This window comes from Aliiroseovarius lamellibrachiae, from assembly GCF_018599245.1.
Taxonomy (GTDB): Bacteria; Pseudomonadota; Alphaproteobacteria; order Rhodobacterales; family Rhodobacteraceae; genus Aliiroseovarius; species Aliiroseovarius lamellibrachiae.
Genome location: NZ_JAHEVJ010000002.1, coordinates 371,328 through 388,641 on the forward strand (window position 1 = coordinate 371,328; position 17,314 = coordinate 388,641).

At 56.1% G+C, this 17,314-nt stretch carries 19 protein-coding genes; 10 read left to right on the plus strand and 9 right to left on the minus strand.

Features of this window, described 5'->3' with window-relative positions:
- The first annotated feature begins 212 nt into the window (after window positions 1–212).
- Both KKW20_RS05220 and KKW20_RS05225 read left to right on the plus strand, forming a co-directional pair.
- Entirely contained in the window at window positions 213–1,421 is a 1,209-nt protein-coding gene (locus KKW20_RS05220; RefSeq protein WP_214566728.1) for an MFS transporter, read from the plus strand.
- A 52-nt stretch (window positions 1,422–1,473) separates the two neighbouring features.
- A complete protein-coding gene (locus KKW20_RS05225) occupies window positions 1,474–1,824 on the plus strand; it encodes an H-type lectin domain-containing protein (RefSeq protein WP_214566730.1) in 351 nt (116 codons plus the stop codon).
- Window positions 1,825–1,900: 76 nt separating this feature from the next.
- Here KKW20_RS05225 and KKW20_RS05230 read toward each other — a convergent pair whose 3' ends face one another.
- The gene (locus tag KKW20_RS05230; protein WP_214566732.1) at window positions 1,901–2,914 is read right to left on the minus strand and encodes a ribose-phosphate pyrophosphokinase; all 1,014 of its coding nucleotides are present in this window, start codon (window positions 2,912–2,914) and stop codon (window positions 1,901–1,903) included.
- 106 nt (window positions 2,915–3,020) lie between these two features.
- Here KKW20_RS05230 and KKW20_RS05235 point away from each other — a divergent pair, with 106 nt between their 5' ends.
- Window positions 3,021–3,617 (plus strand): 2-hydroxychromene-2-carboxylate isomerase, encoded by a 597-nt coding sequence (locus KKW20_RS05235; RefSeq protein ID WP_214566734.1) that lies wholly within the window; start codon window positions 3,021–3,023, stop codon window positions 3,615–3,617.
- Between the two features lie 10 nt (window positions 3,618–3,627).
- Window positions 3,628–4,494, plus strand: a complete 867-nt coding sequence (locus tag KKW20_RS05240; RefSeq protein ID WP_246534455.1) for an alpha/beta fold hydrolase — start codon at window positions 3,628–3,630, stop codon at window positions 4,492–4,494.
- A 49-nt stretch (window positions 4,495–4,543) separates the two neighbouring features.
- On the opposite strand, the gene KKW20_RS05245 is transcribed toward KKW20_RS05240, so the two are convergent.
- From KKW20_RS05245 to KKW20_RS05275, 7 genes are all read right to left on the minus strand, one after another.
- Window positions 4,544–5,593 (minus strand): threonine aldolase family protein, encoded by a 1,050-nt coding sequence (locus tag KKW20_RS05245; protein WP_214566736.1) that lies wholly within the window; start codon window positions 5,591–5,593, stop codon window positions 4,544–4,546.
- Complete coding sequence (locus KKW20_RS05250) at window positions 5,593–6,045, minus strand: YcgN family cysteine cluster protein (protein ID WP_214566738.1); 453 nt, start codon at window positions 6,043–6,045, stop codon at window positions 5,593–5,595. The genes KKW20_RS05245 and KKW20_RS05250 overlap by 1 nt, the downstream gene beginning before the upstream one ends.
- Window positions 6,046–6,054: 9 nt before the next feature.
- The gene (locus KKW20_RS05255) at window positions 6,055–6,354 is read right to left on the minus strand and encodes a Dabb family protein (protein WP_214566740.1); all 300 of its coding nucleotides are present in this window, start codon (window positions 6,352–6,354) and stop codon (window positions 6,055–6,057) included.
- A gap of 14 nt (window positions 6,355–6,368) precedes the next feature.
- The gene (locus KKW20_RS05260; protein ID WP_214566745.1) at window positions 6,369–7,307 is read right to left on the minus strand and encodes a bifunctional riboflavin kinase/FAD synthetase; all 939 of its coding nucleotides are present in this window, start codon (window positions 7,305–7,307) and stop codon (window positions 6,369–6,371) included.
- Between the two features lie 67 nt (window positions 7,308–7,374).
- Entirely contained in the window at window positions 7,375–7,815 is a 441-nt protein-coding gene (locus KKW20_RS05265; RefSeq protein WP_214566747.1) for a MaoC family dehydratase, read from the minus strand.
- 115 nt (window positions 7,816–7,930) lie between these two features.
- Window positions 7,931–8,806 (minus strand): TIGR01459 family HAD-type hydrolase, encoded by an 876-nt coding sequence (locus tag KKW20_RS05270; protein WP_214566749.1) that lies wholly within the window; start codon window positions 8,804–8,806, stop codon window positions 7,931–7,933.
- Between the two features lie 131 nt (window positions 8,807–8,937).
- Window positions 8,938–9,855 (minus strand): GlxA family transcriptional regulator, encoded by a 918-nt coding sequence (locus KKW20_RS05275; protein ID WP_214566750.1) that lies wholly within the window; start codon window positions 9,853–9,855, stop codon window positions 8,938–8,940.
- A 97-nt stretch (window positions 9,856–9,952) separates the two neighbouring features.
- Between KKW20_RS05275 and KKW20_RS05280 the strand changes: the two genes are divergently transcribed.
- On the plus strand, window positions 9,953–10,519 hold the full coding sequence (locus tag KKW20_RS05280; RefSeq protein ID WP_214566754.1) for a cysteine hydrolase family protein: 567 nt from the start codon (window positions 9,953–9,955) through the stop codon (window positions 10,517–10,519).
- 64 nt (window positions 10,520–10,583) lie between these two features.
- Here KKW20_RS05280 and KKW20_RS05285 read toward each other — a convergent pair whose 3' ends face one another.
- Entirely contained in the window at window positions 10,584–11,504 is a 921-nt protein-coding gene (locus KKW20_RS05285; RefSeq protein ID WP_214566756.1) for a manganese-dependent inorganic pyrophosphatase, read from the minus strand.
- Window positions 11,505–11,794: 290 nt separating this feature from the next.
- On the opposite strand from KKW20_RS05285, the gene KKW20_RS05290 reads away from it, so the two are divergent.
- The 5 genes from KKW20_RS05290 to KKW20_RS05310 all read left to right on the plus strand — a co-directional run bounded on the left by KKW20_RS05290 (window position 11,795) and on the right by KKW20_RS05310 (window position 17,245).
- A complete protein-coding gene (locus tag KKW20_RS05290) occupies window positions 11,795–12,457 on the plus strand; it encodes a DUF2161 domain-containing phosphodiesterase (protein ID WP_343207552.1) in 663 nt (220 codons plus the stop codon).
- Between the two features lie 78 nt (window positions 12,458–12,535).
- Window positions 12,536–13,657 carry a cytochrome-c peroxidase gene (locus tag KKW20_RS05295; protein ID WP_214566757.1) on the plus strand — a complete coding sequence of 374 codons (1,122 nt, stop codon included), beginning with the start codon at window positions 12,536–12,538 and terminating at the stop codon, window positions 13,655–13,657.
- Between the two features lie 188 nt (window positions 13,658–13,845).
- Window positions 13,846–14,133 carry a co-chaperone GroES gene (locus tag KKW20_RS05300; protein WP_214566759.1) on the plus strand — a complete coding sequence of 96 codons (288 nt, stop codon included), beginning with the start codon at window positions 13,846–13,848 and terminating at the stop codon, window positions 14,131–14,133.
- 40 nt (window positions 14,134–14,173) lie between these two features.
- Window positions 14,174–15,823 carry a chaperonin GroEL gene (gene groL, locus KKW20_RS05305; RefSeq protein ID WP_214566765.1) on the plus strand — a complete coding sequence of 550 codons (1,650 nt, stop codon included), beginning with the start codon at window positions 14,174–14,176 and terminating at the stop codon, window positions 15,821–15,823.
- 285 nt (window positions 15,824–16,108) lie between these two features.
- Window positions 16,109–17,245 carry a hypothetical protein gene (locus tag KKW20_RS05310; protein WP_214566767.1) on the plus strand — a complete coding sequence of 379 codons (1,137 nt, stop codon included), beginning with the start codon at window positions 16,109–16,111 and terminating at the stop codon, window positions 17,243–17,245.
- Window positions 17,246–17,314: the final 69 nt, after the last annotated feature.

Genomic DNA, 17,314 nt, shown 5'->3' on the forward strand with positions numbered 1-17,314 from the left:
CGATCCAAATCTTTAAAGAGTTTACAGTTTCATCGCCCCATGCCGCGCGTTTTTGATTGCCCCCGCGCGCTGATTTCGGCACTGATGACCGCATCTAATGCGTTTCGAGTTTTCATTGAAGCATCTGTCATCGCGTTTTGCATTTGAGCGAAGCGAAAAGGCCGCAAACAAGCGATACAACGTGAGCCAGAAACGCTCTAATTGAGGTTATCATGCACAGCCGTTCCGCCCTTTGGTTTATTCTTGCGACACTTTTTTTGGATGCGATTGGGATCGGGATTGTCTTTCCCATCATGCCGGATCTGATGGCACGCGTTGGCGCGGCCAGCACCGCAGATGGCGCCATATGGGGCGGTATCCTGATGGCGTCCTATGCCGCGATGCAGTTCCTGTTTGCGCCGTTTATTGGTGGGATATCAGATGCTTATGGTCGTCGCCCAGTTCTTCTTGTCGCACTTCTTGCCTTGGTCGTGGACTATGTGATCATGGCGCTTTCAACCGGGTTTTGGATGCTGCTGGTGGGCCGGGCGCTGGCCGGGATTGCAGGCGGCACCTATATCACCGCCACGGCATATCTGTCGGATATCTCAAAACCAGAAGAGCGTGCGGCGAACTTTGGCCTGATCGGGGCGGCCTTTGGCATCGGGTTTGTGGTGGGGCCGGGGATCGGCGGGCTGGTCGCCACATGGCATATCACCGCGCCGTTTTGGTTGGCCGCGGGGCTGGCCGGGGTCAATGTTCTGTTCGGAATTTTCGTTTTGCCAGAAAGCCTTAGCCCGGAAAAACGGCGACGGATCACCCGCCGGGACATCAACCCCTTCAGCTCGATCCTTGATGCGTTTCGCCTGCCGGGGCTGGGCTTGCCGCTGGTGCTTTTGTTCATTTTTGAGTTCGCAAATATGGTCTATCCCACCCTTTGGGCGTTCTGGACCAAAGAGGTGTTTGGCTGGAATGCGGCGCTGATTGGCATGACACTTTCGGCGTATGGCATCGCGATTGCGATCACGCAAGGCGGCGTGATGCGCATCCTGATCCCACGCTTGGGTGAGTATAAAACCCTTATGTTTTCAGTTGGTTGCGCCCTTATCGCCTTTTTGACTTTTGGGCTGACGGCGTCGGTTTACGTGATGTTCGGCTTTCTGTTCATCGCCGCCTTATCGGATATGGCGCCGCCCACGATGACCGCGATCATGGCCAATCTGGTGTCGGATGACCGTCAGGGGCTGTTGCAGGGGGTGATTGCCTCGTTAGGGTCTATCTCGGCCGTTGTGGCCCCGGTGGTGATGACCGGGTTGTTCCAAGCCTTCGCCGATGACACGGGCGCATACTATCTGCCCGGTGCACCATTTTTGTTTTCCGGGGTGCTTCTGGCGCTGGCATTTCCGTTCTTTCTAAGGTTAAGACATCGCGGAACGTCTTGAAAAAGCCGTTTTTATTTGGCCTACTGGCGAAACAGGCAAGATGGATACAACCATGAGGATTTTTCAACGTAATCGGCTTGGGATTGAACAAGGCAGCCGTGTTTTGTTCTCGGATTTCGAGCATGATGGCGAGATGTGGACCGGCAGCGGCCCGCGTGAATTCCGCGCGGCTGTGAGCTTTGATGCCCGGTTTGACGAACTGCCCGTGGTTCAGGTGAGCATGTCGATGTGGGATATTTCCGGCGATACCAATCAGCGTGCAGACATCACCGCGGAGCATATTTCACACGAGGGGTTCGAGATTGTGTTTCGCACTTGGGGCGATACGCGCGTGGCACGCATCCGCGCCGATTGGCTGGCGCTGGGGGGAATGAGCGACCCGGACAATTGGGATGTGGACTAGGTCAGGATGTCCAGACTGAGCAGCAAAAAGGGCCCCGAGGGGCCCTTTGGTATTTGGCCTAAGGATTTGAATTACCTCAGGAATACATGCCTTCGTAAAGGGGCTCTAGCGTGCCGTGATCAAACAAGGAAGACACGGACATGCCGCCTGCGATGTTTTGGATCGCTTGGGCAAACATCGGTGCGGTGGGCACGATGCGAATGTTTGGTGCGTTTTCCACAGCCTCGGTTGGGGCGATGGAATCTGTCAGCACAAGCGACTTCATGACCGAATTGGTCACGCGTTCCACCGCGGGGCCGGACATGACGCCATGGGTGATATAGGCGTGCACTTCTTGTGCGCCTTTTTCCATCAGAACTTCGGCGGCTTTGCAAAGCGTACCTGCGGTGTCACAGATGTCATCGACGATGATACAACGCTTGCCGGTTACATCACCAATCACGGTCATTTCCGCAATTTCGCCTGCTTTTTCGCGACGTTTATCGACGATCGCAAGAGGGGCGTTGATGCGTTTGGCCAGTTCGCGCGCGCGCGCCACACCGCCAACATCAGGCGAGATCACCATCACGTCTTCAAGGCAATCTTTAAAGTGGTGTTTCACGTCCAGCGCAAACACTGGGCTTGCATAAAGGTTGTCCACGGGGATGTCGAAAAACCCTTGGATCTGCGTGGCATGAAGGTCCATGGTCAGCACGCGTTCGATGCCGGATTGGGCAATCATATTTGCGACCAGTTTGGCGGAAATCGGGGTGCGCGCTTTGGTGCGACGATCCTGACGGGCATAGCCGAAATAGGGGATCACGGCGGTGATACGCGCGGCGGATGAGCGACGCAGCGTGTCTGAGATGATCAGCAGCTCCATCAGGTTGTCATTCGCTGGATTGGACGTCGGCTGGATAATGAACATATCCTCGCCGCGGACGTTTTCATAAACCTCGACGAAAACTTCGCCGTCGTTAAAGCGTTCGACGCGGGCGTCGACCAGTCCAACACGTTCGCCACGGTGCAGCGACATACGTTTCGCAACCGCCCCCGCAAGCTGTGGGTTGGCATTTCCAGAAATCAGTTTTGGTTCGGTGAGCGGTGGCATGAAGCAGTCCCCAGGGTGTTCGGTATGACAGAATCGTGACGTTGACACCCCTTACCACCGCGTTAGATTCCTTAATAGGGTCAAGATGACCGCAGGAGGATGAATCTTGAGACATATAGACTATTATTTCACAGTGTTGTCGCCTTGGGCCTATTTGGCGGGCACACGGCTGGAAGAGATCGCCGGAAAGCACGGCGTAAATGTCACCTATAAGCCAATGGACATTATGGCGATATTTGAACGCACCGGGGGGGTGAAACCGGCCGAACGTCATGCCAGTCGGATGGAATACCGGATGCAGGAATTGCTGCGTTGGTCCAAAGAGTTGGAGATTGACCTGAACCCCAACCCCGCCTTCTGGCCCACCAATCCAGCCCCCGCGTCTTACGCCATTATTGCCGCACAAAAAGCAGGGGGTGGAGATTTGGGCGCCTTGGTGCACGGCCTTATGCGGGCTTGTTGGGCTGAGGAAAAAGACATTGCCCAAGATGACGTGATTGGTGATCAGCTTGAGGCGCATGGGTTTAGTCGCGGTCTGACCATGAGCGGGTTGATGGAAGGTGCTGACACCTATGCCGCAAACACGGATGCGGCGGTGAAGGCGGGGGTCTTTGGCTCGCCGTTTTATATCACCGAAGATGACGCAAGGTTCTGGGGGCAAGATCGCCTGCATCTGCTTGACGCCCATCTGGGCGCACGCTGATAAACGGGGCATGACACAGCCCCAATCGACGCCCCCCAAACCGGAAATGGCCGACATTCATTGGACCCGTCTGGGGCCCGCCACAAGCGCGGCCCCAGAGGCGCTTTTTCTGCACTGTTCGCTGGCCCATCTGGGCGCGTGGCGTGGTGTGGCAAAGGTGCTTTCGGGGGATCTGTCGATGTTGATGATGGATCTTCCGGGGCATGGGAAATCAGCGCCTTATGATGTCGCAGATCGGTCGCGGAACTATCAAGATCTCGCCTTGTCTTGGGCTTTGGCGCTTTTGGCGGCCGAGGCAGCAGGGCCGGTGGATTTGGTCGGTCACAGCTTTGGTGCGACGATTGCGTTGCGTTTGGCACAAGTCGCCCCGGATCGGGTGCGCAGTCTGACGTTGATTGAACCGGTGTTGTTCGCCGCTGTCAAAACCGACCCGCTGTTTGCAGAAAACACCGCTTATATGGAAGGTCCGTTCGCTGATGCAATGCGGGCAGGGGACAAAGACGAAGCTGCGCGATTGTTCAATGACCTTTGGGGCAATGGCACCCCGTGGCAGGCGGTGCCCGAACGGATGCGCAACGACATGGCGGCGCGGATTGACCTGATCCCGGTGGCGAAAAACGTAACGCATGACGATGTGCACGGACAGGTTGCGCCCGGTGCGCTTGAGGTCTTGGAAATGCCGTGTCTCTTGATCGAGGGGGCAACCTCGCCCGCGATCATTGCCGCCATTCACGATGTATTTGAAGCGCGCCTTCCGGATGTACGGCGGGTGGTCATTGAGGGGGCGGGGCATATGGCGCCGATCACGCATCCCGCGCAGGTTGCGCGTGCCCTTCATGATTTTCTGGGGACGGCTCCTCGCTTGCCGTCGCGCTGACGCGCGAATTTCTTGCCTTCGGCGAGGATATTTATGGAAAAAGGAAAAGTTAGGCGCGGATCAGGTCTAGGAACTGGTCAACGTTTTCATCGCTCATCGACCAATCGGCCACCATGCGCGCGGTGAGGATTTCATCGGGGTCAACGCCGATCAGATCGTCGTTCCACACGTAATAAGAAGCCCCCGCATCATGAAGGCGTTGATGGCCTGCGCGCGACCAGCCGGCAAAGCTGATGTTTGCCTCTGGTTCAAATTGGTAAGTCGCGTCGGGAAGTTGTTTTAGCCCGCGGGCAAGACGGGCATTGGCACCATTTGCTTGGCGGGCCAGATCCAGCCAGAGGCCATCCTTGAGATAGGCCAGCATTTGGGCCGAGAGGAAGCGGTGTTTTGAGAAAAGATGCGCGCCACGTTTGCGGCGCAGTTCAAATTCTCGGGCGTGTTTGGGATCAAAGAAGATCACCGCCTCGACGCCCATGCAGCCATTTTTGGTGCCGCCAAAGCTGACCACATCAATGCCGGCTTTCCATGTCATTTCAGCGGGGGTGCAGTTCTGCGCGACCACGGCATTGGCAAAGCGCGCGCCGTCAAGATGGGTGGCAAGGCCGAAGTCTTTGGCGACCTTGGTCAGGGCGGAAAGTTCAGCCACCGAATAGACCGTGCCGCGTTCGGTGACATTTGTGATCGACACTGGGCCACGGGCTGGGCCATGAACGCCGCGCGTTTCTTCGCCCGCGATGGAGGCGCGAAGGCTATCTGGCGTCATTTTGGCGTTCACAGATGGCACGAGTGTCAGCTTGGCCCCGCCGGTGAAGAACTCTGGGCCGTTGCATTCATCTTCGTGGATATGGGCCTCTGGCGTGCAGAAGATGGTTTCAAACGGTTGGGTCAGTGTGGCCAGGGACAGCACGTTGGCAGCGGTGCCTGTGGCGACCAGATAAACAGCGGCATCGGGCGCGTCAAACAACGCGCGAATTTGGGCGGTGACCTGCGTGTTCAGATCGTCAGCACCATAGGGCATGGCATAGCCATCGCTTGCGTTTACAATGGCTTCGAGGATTTTTGGGTGCACCGGGCCGGTGTTGTCAGAGGCAAAAAACATCAGTGTGGTTCCTCGATTAAATGGTCTTCCCAGTCGTCTTCGTCGACTTCAAATTCAGGGATGGTCCAGCCTTTGACCGACCGCCCTTCGGCGTGCATGCGTTCCGGCCCACCGGCAATCAGCGGGTGCCAATCGGCCAGAGGTTTGTCTTCGTGACGCAGGCGATAGGCGCAGCTGGCGGGCATGAAATAGGCGATGTCGCTGATGTTTTTCCGGCTGAGGACAATGCATTCCGGCACAAATTGCAGGCGGATGTCATATTGCGCACATTGGCAGCTTTCATTGTCCAAAAGGCGGCAGGCAACGCGGGTGAAAACCACCTCGCCGCTGTCTTCATCTTCGATTTTGTTCAGACAGCATTTGCCACAGCCATCACAAAGCGCTTCCCATTCAGAAGCATTCAAGTCGGCCAGTGGGCGGGTCCAGAATTTTTTGCGAAGTGGTTCGGTCATCGCGTCACCTTAGCTGTCTTTGCGGGAAAGGAAATCGGCAGACATGCGCAAATCACGCAAAGGGCGCACGATGTCGATGGATTTTTGATAAATCGGGTGGGCTTTGAAGGCGGAAAGCGCGGCCTCATCCTCAAACTCGCCATAAACCACAAAATCAGGCACCGCACCGGGAATGGGGTCGGTGGCCAGATTGCGGCCGACTTCCAAAAAGCGGGCATGTGGGTTTTGTTCGAGAATGGCCAGCCCGTCATAGATCGTGTCGCGGTCTTTGGCGTCGCGGGCTGTAAAAAACACCACATGTCTGATCATGGTTTGACCTCAGTTCAACGCGCCGCGAGGATCTCGCGCGCTTTGTCACAATCGGCGTTCATCTGTGTGATCAGCGCCTCAAGGCTGTCAAAAACCTCTTCGGGGCGCAGATAGTCGATGAGGGCGACGGACAAATGTTCGCCGTAAATGTCACCTTTGAAATCAAAGATGAAGCTTTCAAGATTGGGTATATTCTCGCCAAACATCGGGCGTGTCCCCATGGATGCCGCGCCGCCATAGGTGCCTTTATGTGGCCCGGTCAGGATTTCAATCTCAACCACATAAACGCCAAATTTGGGCGGGTGCAGCCCGGCGATGGACATATTTGCGGTGGGAAAGCCCAGATCGCGGCCACGCTGATCGCCACGGATCACTTCGCCTTCGATGCGGTGCAAATGGCCCAACATGCGCGCGGCGTCTTGCGGGCGACCATCGCCCAAAGCCTGACGGATCGCGGTGGAGCTGACCTCGCCCACGTCATCAGACAGCAGCGGGGCGATGGTGACGCCAAAGCCAAGTTCTTTTCCCAAAGCGGTCAGATCATCGGCGCTTCCGGCGCGTCCCTGACCAAAGCAGAAATCCGCGCCCACAACGACGTGTTTCAACCCTAACCCGTCGACAATCACATCCTGTGCAAACTCGCGTGGGGTCAGCGCGGACAGGGTGTCATTGAAGCTGAGTTCATAAAGCCGCTCAACCCCAACCTTCTCTAATCGGTGCGCGCGGGCTTCGGATCCCATGAGACGGAAAGGCGGGGATTTCGGTGCGAAATATTCGCGCGGATGCGGTTCAAACGTCATGATCCCCAAAGGCGCGCCAAGGGCGTCAGCCTCTTTGCGGGCAAGGTCGATCACATATTGGTGGCCCAGGTGGACCCCATCAAAATTACCAATCGCAACGGACGCGCCGCGATCGGATTTTTCTGCGAATTGATAGTCTCGAATGATGCGCATATCGCTGCCTTACCGCCCAATGCGGGGGCGTGCAAGCCCGCGCGTGCGATCGGCGCGGTTTGGGCGATCAACTCTTGCGACGCGGGGCGAGAACTTTGGCCTCGCCGGTCAGCACCGCTTTGCCATCCACAAGGCATTCGGTCTTTAGCGTGGCGCGACCTTTCACCGGGTCCACCTCCATCACAGTGACCTCAGCCGTGACCACGTCACCGGGGCGCACGGGGGCTTTGAACGCGAGGTGTTGCCCCATGTAGATGGTGCCGTGGCCGGGCAATTGTTCGCCAATCACGGCGGAGATCAGGCCAGCGGTCAACATGCCGTGGGCAATGCGGCCTTTGAACATGGTGCCTTGGGCATACTCATCGTCGAGATGCACGGGATTGCGGTCGGTGGAGACCTCGGCAAACAGCTCAATATCGCGGTCCGTGATCTCTTTGGTCAGGGTGCGACACATGCCAACTTCTAGCTCGTCAGCGTGGATGGTGCCGCGGGTGATGGTGTCGGGCATAGGAGGCCTCCGGAAAATCGTGTAAGCAACAAAAGGACGCTTGATTGCGTATTTTGGCAACAATATTACTTCGCGGCTGCAGAAAGCAAGCGTTCATTTGCCTCGGGATCCCCCGTTAACGCAGGTACCCAATCGCAAAGGTCGGCGTGATCATTTCCTTTTCCACAAAGGCACTTAGCGCCGTTTGATCGGGTTGATCTGTGGTGCCTGTGTCCTCGCGTGCCAATCCGCCAGTGATGAAAAGAGAATCGATGTCTTCGCCTTGCGCCCCGCGAATGTCGGTGTGGATGCCGTCACCGATGGCCAGAATGCGGGTGTCGCGCACATCGCGTCCCTCTGCCAGCATACGACGGCGGGCAAGGTCATAAATCGGTGGGTGGGGCTTGCCGAAATACAGGCTCTCGCCGCCCATTTCCGTATACATTTTGGCCACGGCCCCCGCGCACCATTCGCGGTCTTCCCCACGGTCCACGACGATGTCCGGATTGGCACAGAGGAGCTTTTGTCCCAGCTGTTTTGCCATCATCAAATCCGCGCGCCACGTCTTAGGATCCGCCATCGGGTCAAACGGGCCACAGCAGACAATACCTTCGGCCTCAGACACAGGGACACGGGTGATTTCGACGGGGTTGTCGATGACGTCCATTGGTTCAAAGAACCCGGCGTCACGGTCCCATTCGCCCATGAAATAGACCTTGTTGCCCACTGCACCCGTATACATCGCCGCGCGCGCACTGTCGCCTGAGGTGGCGATGGTGTCGTAGCAATCGGAGGGCACGCCAAACTCGGGCAGCTGCGCCATCACGCCCGCGCGCGGTTTTGGCGAATTGGTCACGAGGACCACAAACCCACCGTTTGCGCGGTAGGTTCTGAGCGCCGCCACAGCCTCGTCAAACGCGGTGATGCCGTTGTGCACACAGCCCCACAAGTCGACAAACAGCGCGTCGTAATTGGCGGAAATCTCAGATAGGGCAGTGATGATGCGGGTCATGGGTGTCTCCTTGGTTGTGGGAGATATGGCAGAGGGGGCGGGAGGAGGCTAGGGGGAGTTTGGGAGCCGTAGCCGTTTGCGGACAATCTGGGCCTGTGTGGCTGTGGTCGCATTGACCGTTGTCTCATCTTTCAAACGGGGTGAATTCGAAAACGGTGCCGATATTCCCCGGCGCTAAGTCCCGTCGTGGACTTGAAGAGACGGTTGAACGCGGAAACATCCTGATACCCAACCTGCCAGCAAATTTCGCTCACACTAAGGGCGGTGAGTTCGAGCAGCCCTTTCGCTTTTTCGACGCGCAACTCTTGAACATATCGATTCACCGAAAGGCCCGTGCTGTTTGAAAACTTGCGGTGTAGGGATCGCACGGAAAGCCCCGCCTGACCGGCAAGAGCGTCAACGGAAAGATCGGCCGCCACATGGCCTTCCATCCAGATTTGCAATGCTCGGATGGGTTGGTTCTGATGGGCCATGTTGGGGCTAAAAGAGCGATAGTTGCGTTGCTCTCGACCTGTTGGATCAATGAGCATTTGCCGGCAGGTTTGCGAAACAACAGTTGGGCCGAGCCAACGGCCAATGAGATGGACCCCCAAATCTATCCAGGCCATCACACCACCGGCGGTTACAATGTCATTGTCATCCACCAGGATATGCTCTGGGGTCAGGTGAACTTTGGGGAATTGTGACCTGAAATCTGCCTCAAGCGCCCAATGTGTTGTGGCGGGACGACCGTCTAGAATGCCAGAATGGCCCAGCCAGAACCCTCCTGCGCAGGCAGAGCAAATGATCGTTCCTGCAAGATGCTGGTGCATTATCCAACGGTGTAGATGCTGGTCATTATCCCCCCTTCGCCCTGTTAAATTTGGCGGGAGGATTAGCGCATCGGTACGTTCTGCGTTTCCAAGCTCGGATGGCGTCAAAACCTGGTGGTGTATTTGCTGACCGGCGCCTTCGTCGACAAGCCTGTTGGCAACATCGAATAACTCGCCAAGCCCATGCAGTGCGGATTTCTGTGCGCCTTCATAGGCGATGATGGTGACTATTGGCATATCTGGCACTTGGATTGGCGTTTCTGCCAATCGTACCCATAAGATATCACGCAGTAAATGGTCTTACGAACCAAACAAGTCTTGAAATGAGAACAAAATGACCAAACCTGCCTTGCTCTTGATAGATATTCAGAACGACTATTTCCCCAGCTTCAACGGAAGTAAGATGCCACTTCCGGGCATGGATGGTGCGTCGCAAAAGGCGGCAAACCTGCTTGCAGCAGCGCGTGGCACCGGCATGAAAGTGATCCATGTAAAACATGTCATGGCGTCAGATGCGGCCCCGTTTTTCCATCCGAACTCCAAAGGTGCAGAACTTCATAACAGCGTTGCCCCAATGGCCGGCGAAGTCGTTGTTGAGAAGGCTCGGCCGAACAGTTTTGTCGGCACGAAACTTGAGCAATTGTTACGAGAAGCAGGGATTGAGCACCTCGTGATCTGTGGCGCGATGAGCCAAATGTGTGTGGATGCGACTGTCCGCGCTGGTGTTGATCTGGGCTTTAAAGTGACGGTTGCACATGACGCTTGCGCCGCAGCGGACGTGGAACACGATGGCGTCAGCGCACCGTCCGCAATGGTTCATGCTGCGATTATGGCACCTTTGGCCGCCAGCTACGCAGATGTTCGGCCAACGTCAGACGTCGAAGCCATAATTCAAAATTGACTTTGTGCCAAAGACAAGCCCGCACAAATCGCGCGGGCTTGTCAAAATTGATGTCAAACGCGGTTTAAACAGCCAGGTTCGGGATGATCTGCTTTTTGCGGCTCATGATGCCGGGCAGGACCACGGTGTCGCCGGTGACGGTCGCACCGAAGCTTTTCTCAGCAACGGTTTTCACCAGATCGTTTGGCACAAACAGGGTGGCTTCTTCGTTCAGGATGTCGACGACGAACAGCAGCACTTGGTCCAGCGCGTCTTCTTTGGCGACATCTTCAAACGAAGCCATCAGTTCGTCTTTGCGGTCCAAAATCATTTTCGGTGCGGTGGTTTCCAACACACCCACGCGGAATTTTGTGCCGTCAACTTCGAACACTTTGCTGTCGAGGCGGCACAGTTCAGCGGCCGAGAACGCAGACACATCTGATTTCGCCTCAAACATTTCGGACGCGTATTCCGAGATATTGATGCCGAGATCCGCCGCCAGCTGCTCAGTCACTTCGCGGTCGTGATCGGTGGTGGTGGGCGAGCGGAATTCCAGCGTGTCGGACAGGATACAGGTCAGCGCGGCGGCTTTGATGTTGTCGGGCATTTTCGCCGCATCATCGCCCATCAGGTCAATCATAATGGTCGCGGTGCAGGCCAAGGGGCGGATGGTGATGTCGATCGGGCCTTTGGTCTCAAGCCCGCCAACCAGCTTGTGGTGGTCGATGATCGCTTGCACATCCGCGCCGTTGATATTGGCGGGCAATTCCGCCGGGTTGTTGGTGTCCACAACCACACAAGCTTGTCCGTCGGCCACGTCCTCGATGATTTCGGGCATCTCAAAACCCCAGCGTTTCACCATGAACTGGGCTTCGGTGTTGGGGGTGCCCAAAAGAACGGGCTTTGCGTCGATGCCCTTTACTTCGTTCAGATACCAAGCCCAAACAAGGGGCGATCCGGTGCTGTCGGTGTCGGGGGATTTATGGCCGAATACAAGCGTGGTCATGGGGTCATTCCGTCTTTGCAATAAGGAGTTTGGGGGCCTTATAGGGGGGGGCTGCGATCTTGTCACCTGTGTTCGCGCTGACATTAGGCGGATGGGGTGCGGTCTTTTATTTGATTGACGAGCGCTCTGGCGTTTCATTTTCTAGAAAACTAGAAAACTAGAAAACTAGAAAACTAGAAAACTAGAAAACTAGAAAACTAGAAAACTAGAAAACTAGAAAACTAGAAAACTAGAAAACTAGAAAACTAGAAAACTAGAAAACTAGTTTTCCCGTAAAGGCAGGGGGCCGCGTGGGCAAAATCGCTGAAACAGATCTGTATGACCCGGTGAAATCTTGGCTTGAGGGATTAGGGTATGAGGTGAAGGCTGAGGTTGGTGCGGCTGATGTGATGGCGCTCCGCGAGGGTGAAGCCCCGGTGGTGGTTGAGCTGAAGACCGGATTTTCACTGACCCTTTTGCAACAGGCCGTGGCCCGGCAAGCCATCACCGATCACGTCTATGTCGCGGTGCCGCGCTGGGCCGGCAAGGCAGGATGGCGGACGTTTAAAGGCAACATTGGCCTGTGTCGCAGGCTCGGTTTGGGCGTGTTGTCGGTGAAGGTGAAAGAGGGCGCGGTGCAGGTGCATTGTGACCCGGCGCCGTATCAACCGCGCAAATCCAAGGTGAAATCTGCCCGTTTGTTGGGCGAGTTTGCCAAGCGCGAAGGCGATCCCAATACGGGGGGCACGCGCGGCAAAATCGTCACGGCCTATCAGCAAGAGGCCGAAAAGCTGGCCGCACATTTGGCCGCGCATGGCCCGATGAAAGGGGCGGAGTTGGTCAAGGCTACGGAAGTTTCGCGCGCCACGCGGATGATGGCGGACAATCACTATGGCTGGTTTGAACGGGTTGAGCGTGGGGTGTATGGATTGACGGACACGGGGCTGGACGCGGCCAAACTCATCCGCAAGTAATCTGACAATTTTGATCGGGATCAATTTTCTTTTACACGAATCAGATGTAAGCACGTCTGAACGGTAAAGGAGAGCGTGATGCGCGGTTTGGCTATTTTTCTTGCACTCGGATTGGCAACCCCCGCTGCGGCACAAGACACACTTGAGGCCTTGGGGGAGGCGCTGTTTTTCGATGTGAACCTGTCAAAAAATCGTACCCAAAGCTGTGCCACCTGCCATGATCCGGCGTATGGCTTTGTGGACCCTCGTGAAACCGAGGTGGGCAAGGCGGTGTCCTTGGGCGATGATGGGGTCAGTTTGGGCGACCGCACGGCGCCAACGGCCGCCTACGCCATGTTTGCCCCCGGATTTTCGCAAGTGGATGAAAAGATGTGGGTTGGCGGCATGTTCTTGGATGGCCGCGAGGCGGATTTGGCGGGGCAAGCGGGTGGCCCGCCGCTCAATCCTATTGAGATGGGTATGCCGGACAAGGCGTCAGTGATCGCGCGCCTGTCCGAGAACTCTGACTATGTGGCCAGCTTTCAGGCGCTGTTTGGCGAGGGCATTCTGACTGACACCGATGCGGCGTATGCGGCCATGACACAATCCATTGCAGCGTTCGAGAAAACTGAAGTGTTTGCGCCGTTTGACAGTAAATATGACCGGTTTTTGAAAGGCGAAGTGACCCTGTCCAAAGAAGAGGAGCTGGGGCGCGTGTTGTTCTTTTCTGAGCAGTTCACCAACTGCAACCTGTGCCACCAACTGCGCGTCTCGCCGCTTGCGCAGGATGAGACATTTGCGAATTATGAGTATCACAACATTGGCGTGCCAGTGAACCAAGCGGTGCGCGCGGCCAATGGTGTTACGGGGCGGGATTTGGGGTTGCTGGCCAACCCTGCCGTGACGGATGCTGCGGCGGGCGGGCGGTTTAAGGTGCCTACGTTGCGTAATGTCGCCGTGACAGGCCCCTATATGCACAATGGGGTGTTTCAGGATTTGCGCACGGTGGTTCTGTTCTACAACAAATATAACTCGCTTGCGAAAGCACGTCAGATCAATCCTGAAACCGGCAAGCCATGGAGGATGCCAGAGATCCCGCAAAACCTTGCGGTGACCGAACTGACCCACGGCCCTGCGCTGGACGACAAACGCGTGGATGCACTTGTGGCGTTCATGAAGACGCTGACGGATCGGCGGTATGAGCATCTGCTTGAGGAGTGATACGGGGGGGGCTTTTGTCGCGTGCGCCCAAACACTGGCCGTCTGGTAAATTGGTTTGCTGAAAAACTGTCAGAAATTCTTTGCGGCGCCTGTTGACACCCCTCATTTCGATGCCTAACTCTTTCGTCGTTAGCACTCACACGCAGTGAGTGCCAGAAAATAGAAACTGACGCTAAGGAGCCTCAGAAATGGCATTTACTCCGCTGCATGACCGCGTTTTGGTCCGCCGTGTTGAAAGCGAAGAAAAGACCGCTGGCGGTCTGATCATCCCTGAAAGCGCAAAAGAAAAGCCCGCCGAGGGCGAAGTTGTTTCCGTGGGCGAAGGCGCACGCAAAGACAACGGCGAACTGATCGCACCTGCTGTAAAAGCTGGCGACAAAGTTCTGTTCGGCAAATGGTCTGGCACTGAAATCACCGTTGCCGGTGAAGAGCTGTTGATCATGAAAGAAAACGACATCATGGGCATCTTGTCCTAATCGTCTGATCTGAAAACTAAGAATTCTAGGAGCAAGCATAATGGCTGCTAAGGACGTAAAGTTCGATACCGATGCCCGCAACGCAATGCTGCGCGGCGTGAACATCCTCGCTGACGCTGTAAAAGTGACCCTCGGCCCGAAAGGCCGCAACGTGGTTCTTGATAAGTCGTTCGGCGCCCCGCGCATCACCAAAGACGGTGTATCTGTTGCCAAAGAGATCGAGCTGGAAGACAAGTTCGAAAACATGGGCGCACAGATGGTCAAAGAAGTGGCTTCGCGCACCAATGACGAAGCTGGCGACGGCACCACCACAGCCACCGTTCTGGCCCAAGCGATTGTTCGCGAAGGTCTGAAACAGGTTGCTGCTGGCCTGAACCCAATGGATCTGAAACGCGGCATCGACCTGGCTGTTGCGACCGTTGTTGACGGCATCAAAGCCTCTGCTCGTGACGTGGCTGACAGCGACGAAGTTGCACAAGTTGGTACCATTTCTGCCAACGGCGAAACCGAAATCGGCCAGCAAATCGCAGACGCGATGCAAAAAGTTGGCAACGAAGGCGTGATCACCGTTGAAGAGAACAAAGGTCTGGAAACAGAAACCACCGTTGTTGAAGGCATGCAGTTTGACCGCGGTTACCTGTCCCCTTACTTCGTGACCAACCCAGATAAAATGGTTGCTGATCTGGACGATTGTCTGGTTCTTTTGCACGAGAAAAAACTCTCGTCGCTGCAATCCATGGTTCCCCTGCTGGAGCAAGTGATCCAGTCGCAAAAACCACTTTTGATCATTGCAGAAGATGTTGAAGGCGAAGCCCTGGCAACTTTGGTTGTGAACAAACTGCGTGGCGGTCTGAAAATCGCTGCTGTTAAGGCCCCTGGCTTTGGCGACCGTCGTAAAGCCATGTTGCAAGACATCGCGATCCTGACCGGTGGTCAAGTGATTGCCGAAGATCTGGGCATGAAGCTCGAGTCGGTGACTATGGATATGCTTGGCACCGCCAAGAAGATCGAAATCACCAAAGACGAGACCACCATCGTTGATGGCGCAGGCGAAAAAGCCGAGATCGCAGCACGCGTTGCCCAGATCCGCACCCAAGCCGAAGAAACCACGTCTGACTATGACCGTGAAAAACTGCAAGAACGCGTTGCCAAATTGGCTGGCGGTGTTGCTGTGATCCGCGTTGGTGGCATGACCGAAGTGGAAGTGAAAGAACGCAAAGACCGCGTTGATGACGCCCTGAACGCGACCCGTGCGGCCGTGCAAGAAGGCGTGATCGTTGGTGGTGGTGTTGCTTTGGTTCAAGCTGGTAAAGCGCTGGCCGGTCTGAAAGGCGCAAACGCTGATCAGAACGCCGGTATCGTTATCGTGCAAAAAGCCATCGAAGCGCCACTGCGTCAGATCGCTGAAAACGCTGGTGTTGACGGGGCTGTTGTGGCTGGCAAAGTGCGCGAAAGCGACGATGCAAGCTTTGGCTTTAACGCGCAGAGCGAAGAATATGGTGACATGTTCGAATTTGGTGTGATTGACCCTGCAAAAGTGGCACGTACCGCTTTGGAAGACGCAGCCTCGATCGCTGGTCTGTTGATCACCACCGAAGCTATGGTTGCTGACAAACCTTCGAAAGAAGGCGCAGGCGGCATGCCAGGTGGCGGCATGCCCGACATGGGCGGCATGGGCGGCATGATGTAAGTTGAATTTCCATTAGGAAATTCGACTGCGACAGGCGATTGGCCTTATGGCCAATCTGCCGAGAGCCCAAAAAAAGAATTGGAAATGGCGGTCTTCGGGCCGCCATTTTTTTGAGGGTTCGTGGCAATCTCCCGCCTTTCAATCACGCGACGCGCGGCTTTGGGTATGGCCTGTCGGGCGCGCTGTTTTCGGGGGGCGGCAGAAATTTTCAATCCCCCCCTTACAACTGGACAAAAACCCCCTTATGTTAATGCGCATAACATCAACATTTTGGCGGGGACAGCCATGTTTAAACCTCTTTTGATTTCCCTCCTGACCCTTGCAGCGCTGCCAGCCACCGCGCAAGAGGTGTACCGTTTTGGGGGCGATGCCTATATGGCTGGCGATAACGTCACCCTGTCTGGAGATGCTGTGGATGACGCGTTCATCGTCGGCAATACGGTGGTGATCTCGGCCCCCGTCGAAGGCTCTGCTCATGCGGGGGGACGTTCGGTTTCGATTTCTGCTCCGGTTGGCAATGGTCTTTACGCGGCAGGTGTGAATGTGAATGTGGCGGCTGACGTAGGGGGCGATGCACAGCTTGCGGGCGACACGGTATTGGTTGCGGCTCCGGTTCTAGGTGATGTGCGTGTTGCGGCGCAACGCGTTGAATTGACAGGGGCTATTGGCGACAGCGCATTGATCGCGGCTGAAAATATTCTGCTGACAGAAACCATTTCAGGCGATGCCAGCTTTGCGACCAAGAACATTTCGTTTGGGGAAAATGCCCGGATCAACGGCACGCTGCACCTCTATGCCAAGAACGTCGAGGACATTGTCGTGCCGGAATTTGTGGTGCCTGCTGACCGGATTCAGCGCCATTCCGAAGAGGAATTCGATGGTGGGATTACCGTGGACGGAAGCAACGAAACGGATATGTCCAGCGGACAAGGTTGGATGTCTTGGTTCGGCGGCAAAATTGGCTCCATCCTGACCCTTACGGTTTTGGCAACCATCGTCGCCTATTTTGTACCGGGCGCTTTAATGAGCTTGCGCGAGCGTACGCTTGAAAGCCCGTTTCGGGCGATTTGGATGGGGTTCTTGGCGGTCTCGGCTTTGGCGGGGGCGTTGTTTGTGCTGGGCGTAACAGGCTACGGCATCTTGCTTGCGCCATTTGCGATTTTGGGTGCAGTGCTTTTGGCGCTCGCGGGGTATGTGATCGGCAGCTATATTCTGGGCGTTGGCGCAGTTTTGCTTGTGGGGCAACCGCAGCCTGCCACCTTGCCCGAGCGGGCGATTGCCGCACTTTCTGGTGCGGTCGCGGTGACCATTCTGGCGATGCTTCCGGTGGTTGGGTGGCCGCTGGTTGTGGCTGTGACCCTGGCCGGTGCCGGTGCGTTGGTTATTCGCTGGGTGGCACCTGGGTTCTACACTGAGGTCTGAAACCCGCCCGTCGTGAAAGGCTTGAAACAGAAGGGCGTGCCAATGGCGCGCCTTTTTTATTGGGAACAC

Excerpts from the sequence above, each read along its gene's own strand:
- KKW20_RS05260 (WP_214566745.1), bottom strand. The coding sequence starts at position 7,307 with ATGCGCATCATTCGAGACTATCAATTCGCAGAAAAATCCGATCGCGGC.
- KKW20_RS05245 (WP_214566736.1), bottom strand. The coding sequence starts at position 5,593 with ATGTTTTTTGCCTCTGACAACACCGGCCCGGTGCACCCAAAAATCCTC.
- KKW20_RS05220 (WP_214566728.1), top strand. The coding sequence starts at position 213 with ATGCACAGCCGTTCCGCCCTTTGGTTTATTCTTGCGACACTTTTTTTG.
- KKW20_RS05225 (WP_214566730.1), top strand. The coding sequence starts at position 1,474 with ATGAGGATTTTTCAACGTAATCGGCTTGGGATTGAACAAGGCAGCCGT.
- KKW20_RS05240 (WP_246534455.1), top strand. The coding sequence starts at position 3,628 with ATGACACAGCCCCAATCGACGCCCCCCAAACCGGAAATGGCCGACATT.
- KKW20_RS05230 (WP_214566732.1), bottom strand. The coding sequence starts at position 2,914 with ATGCCACCGCTCACCGAACCAAAACTGATTTCTGGAAATGCCAACCCA.
- KKW20_RS05250 (WP_214566738.1), bottom strand. The coding sequence starts at position 6,045 with ATGACCGAACCACTTCGCAAAAAATTCTGGACCCGCCCACTGGCCGAC.
- KKW20_RS05295 (WP_214566757.1), top strand. The coding sequence starts at position 12,536 with ATGCGCGGTTTGGCTATTTTTCTTGCACTCGGATTGGCAACCCCCGCT.
- KKW20_RS05270 (WP_214566749.1), bottom strand. The coding sequence starts at position 8,806 with ATGACCCGCATCATCACTGCCCTATCTGAGATTTCCGCCAATTACGAC.
- KKW20_RS05265 (WP_214566747.1), bottom strand. The coding sequence starts at position 7,815 with ATGCCCGACACCATCACCCGCGGCACCATCCACGCTGACGAGCTAGAA.
- KKW20_RS05255 (WP_214566740.1), bottom strand. The coding sequence starts at position 6,354 with ATGATCAGACATGTGGTGTTTTTTACAGCCCGCGACGCCAAAGACCGC.
- groL (WP_214566765.1), top strand. The coding sequence starts at position 14,174 with ATGGCTGCTAAGGACGTAAAGTTCGATACCGATGCCCGCAACGCAATG.
- KKW20_RS05300 (WP_214566759.1), top strand. The coding sequence starts at position 13,846 with ATGGCATTTACTCCGCTGCATGACCGCGTTTTGGTCCGCCGTGTTGAA.
- KKW20_RS05280 (WP_214566754.1), top strand. The coding sequence starts at position 9,953 with ATGACCAAACCTGCCTTGCTCTTGATAGATATTCAGAACGACTATTTC.
- KKW20_RS05275 (WP_214566750.1), bottom strand. The coding sequence starts at position 9,855 with ATGCCAATAGTCACCATCATCGCCTATGAAGGCGCACAGAAATCCGCA.
- KKW20_RS05310 (WP_214566767.1), top strand. The coding sequence starts at position 16,109 with ATGTTTAAACCTCTTTTGATTTCCCTCCTGACCCTTGCAGCGCTGCCA.
- KKW20_RS05285 (WP_214566756.1), bottom strand. The coding sequence starts at position 11,504 with ATGACCACGCTTGTATTCGGCCATAAATCCCCCGACACCGACAGCACC.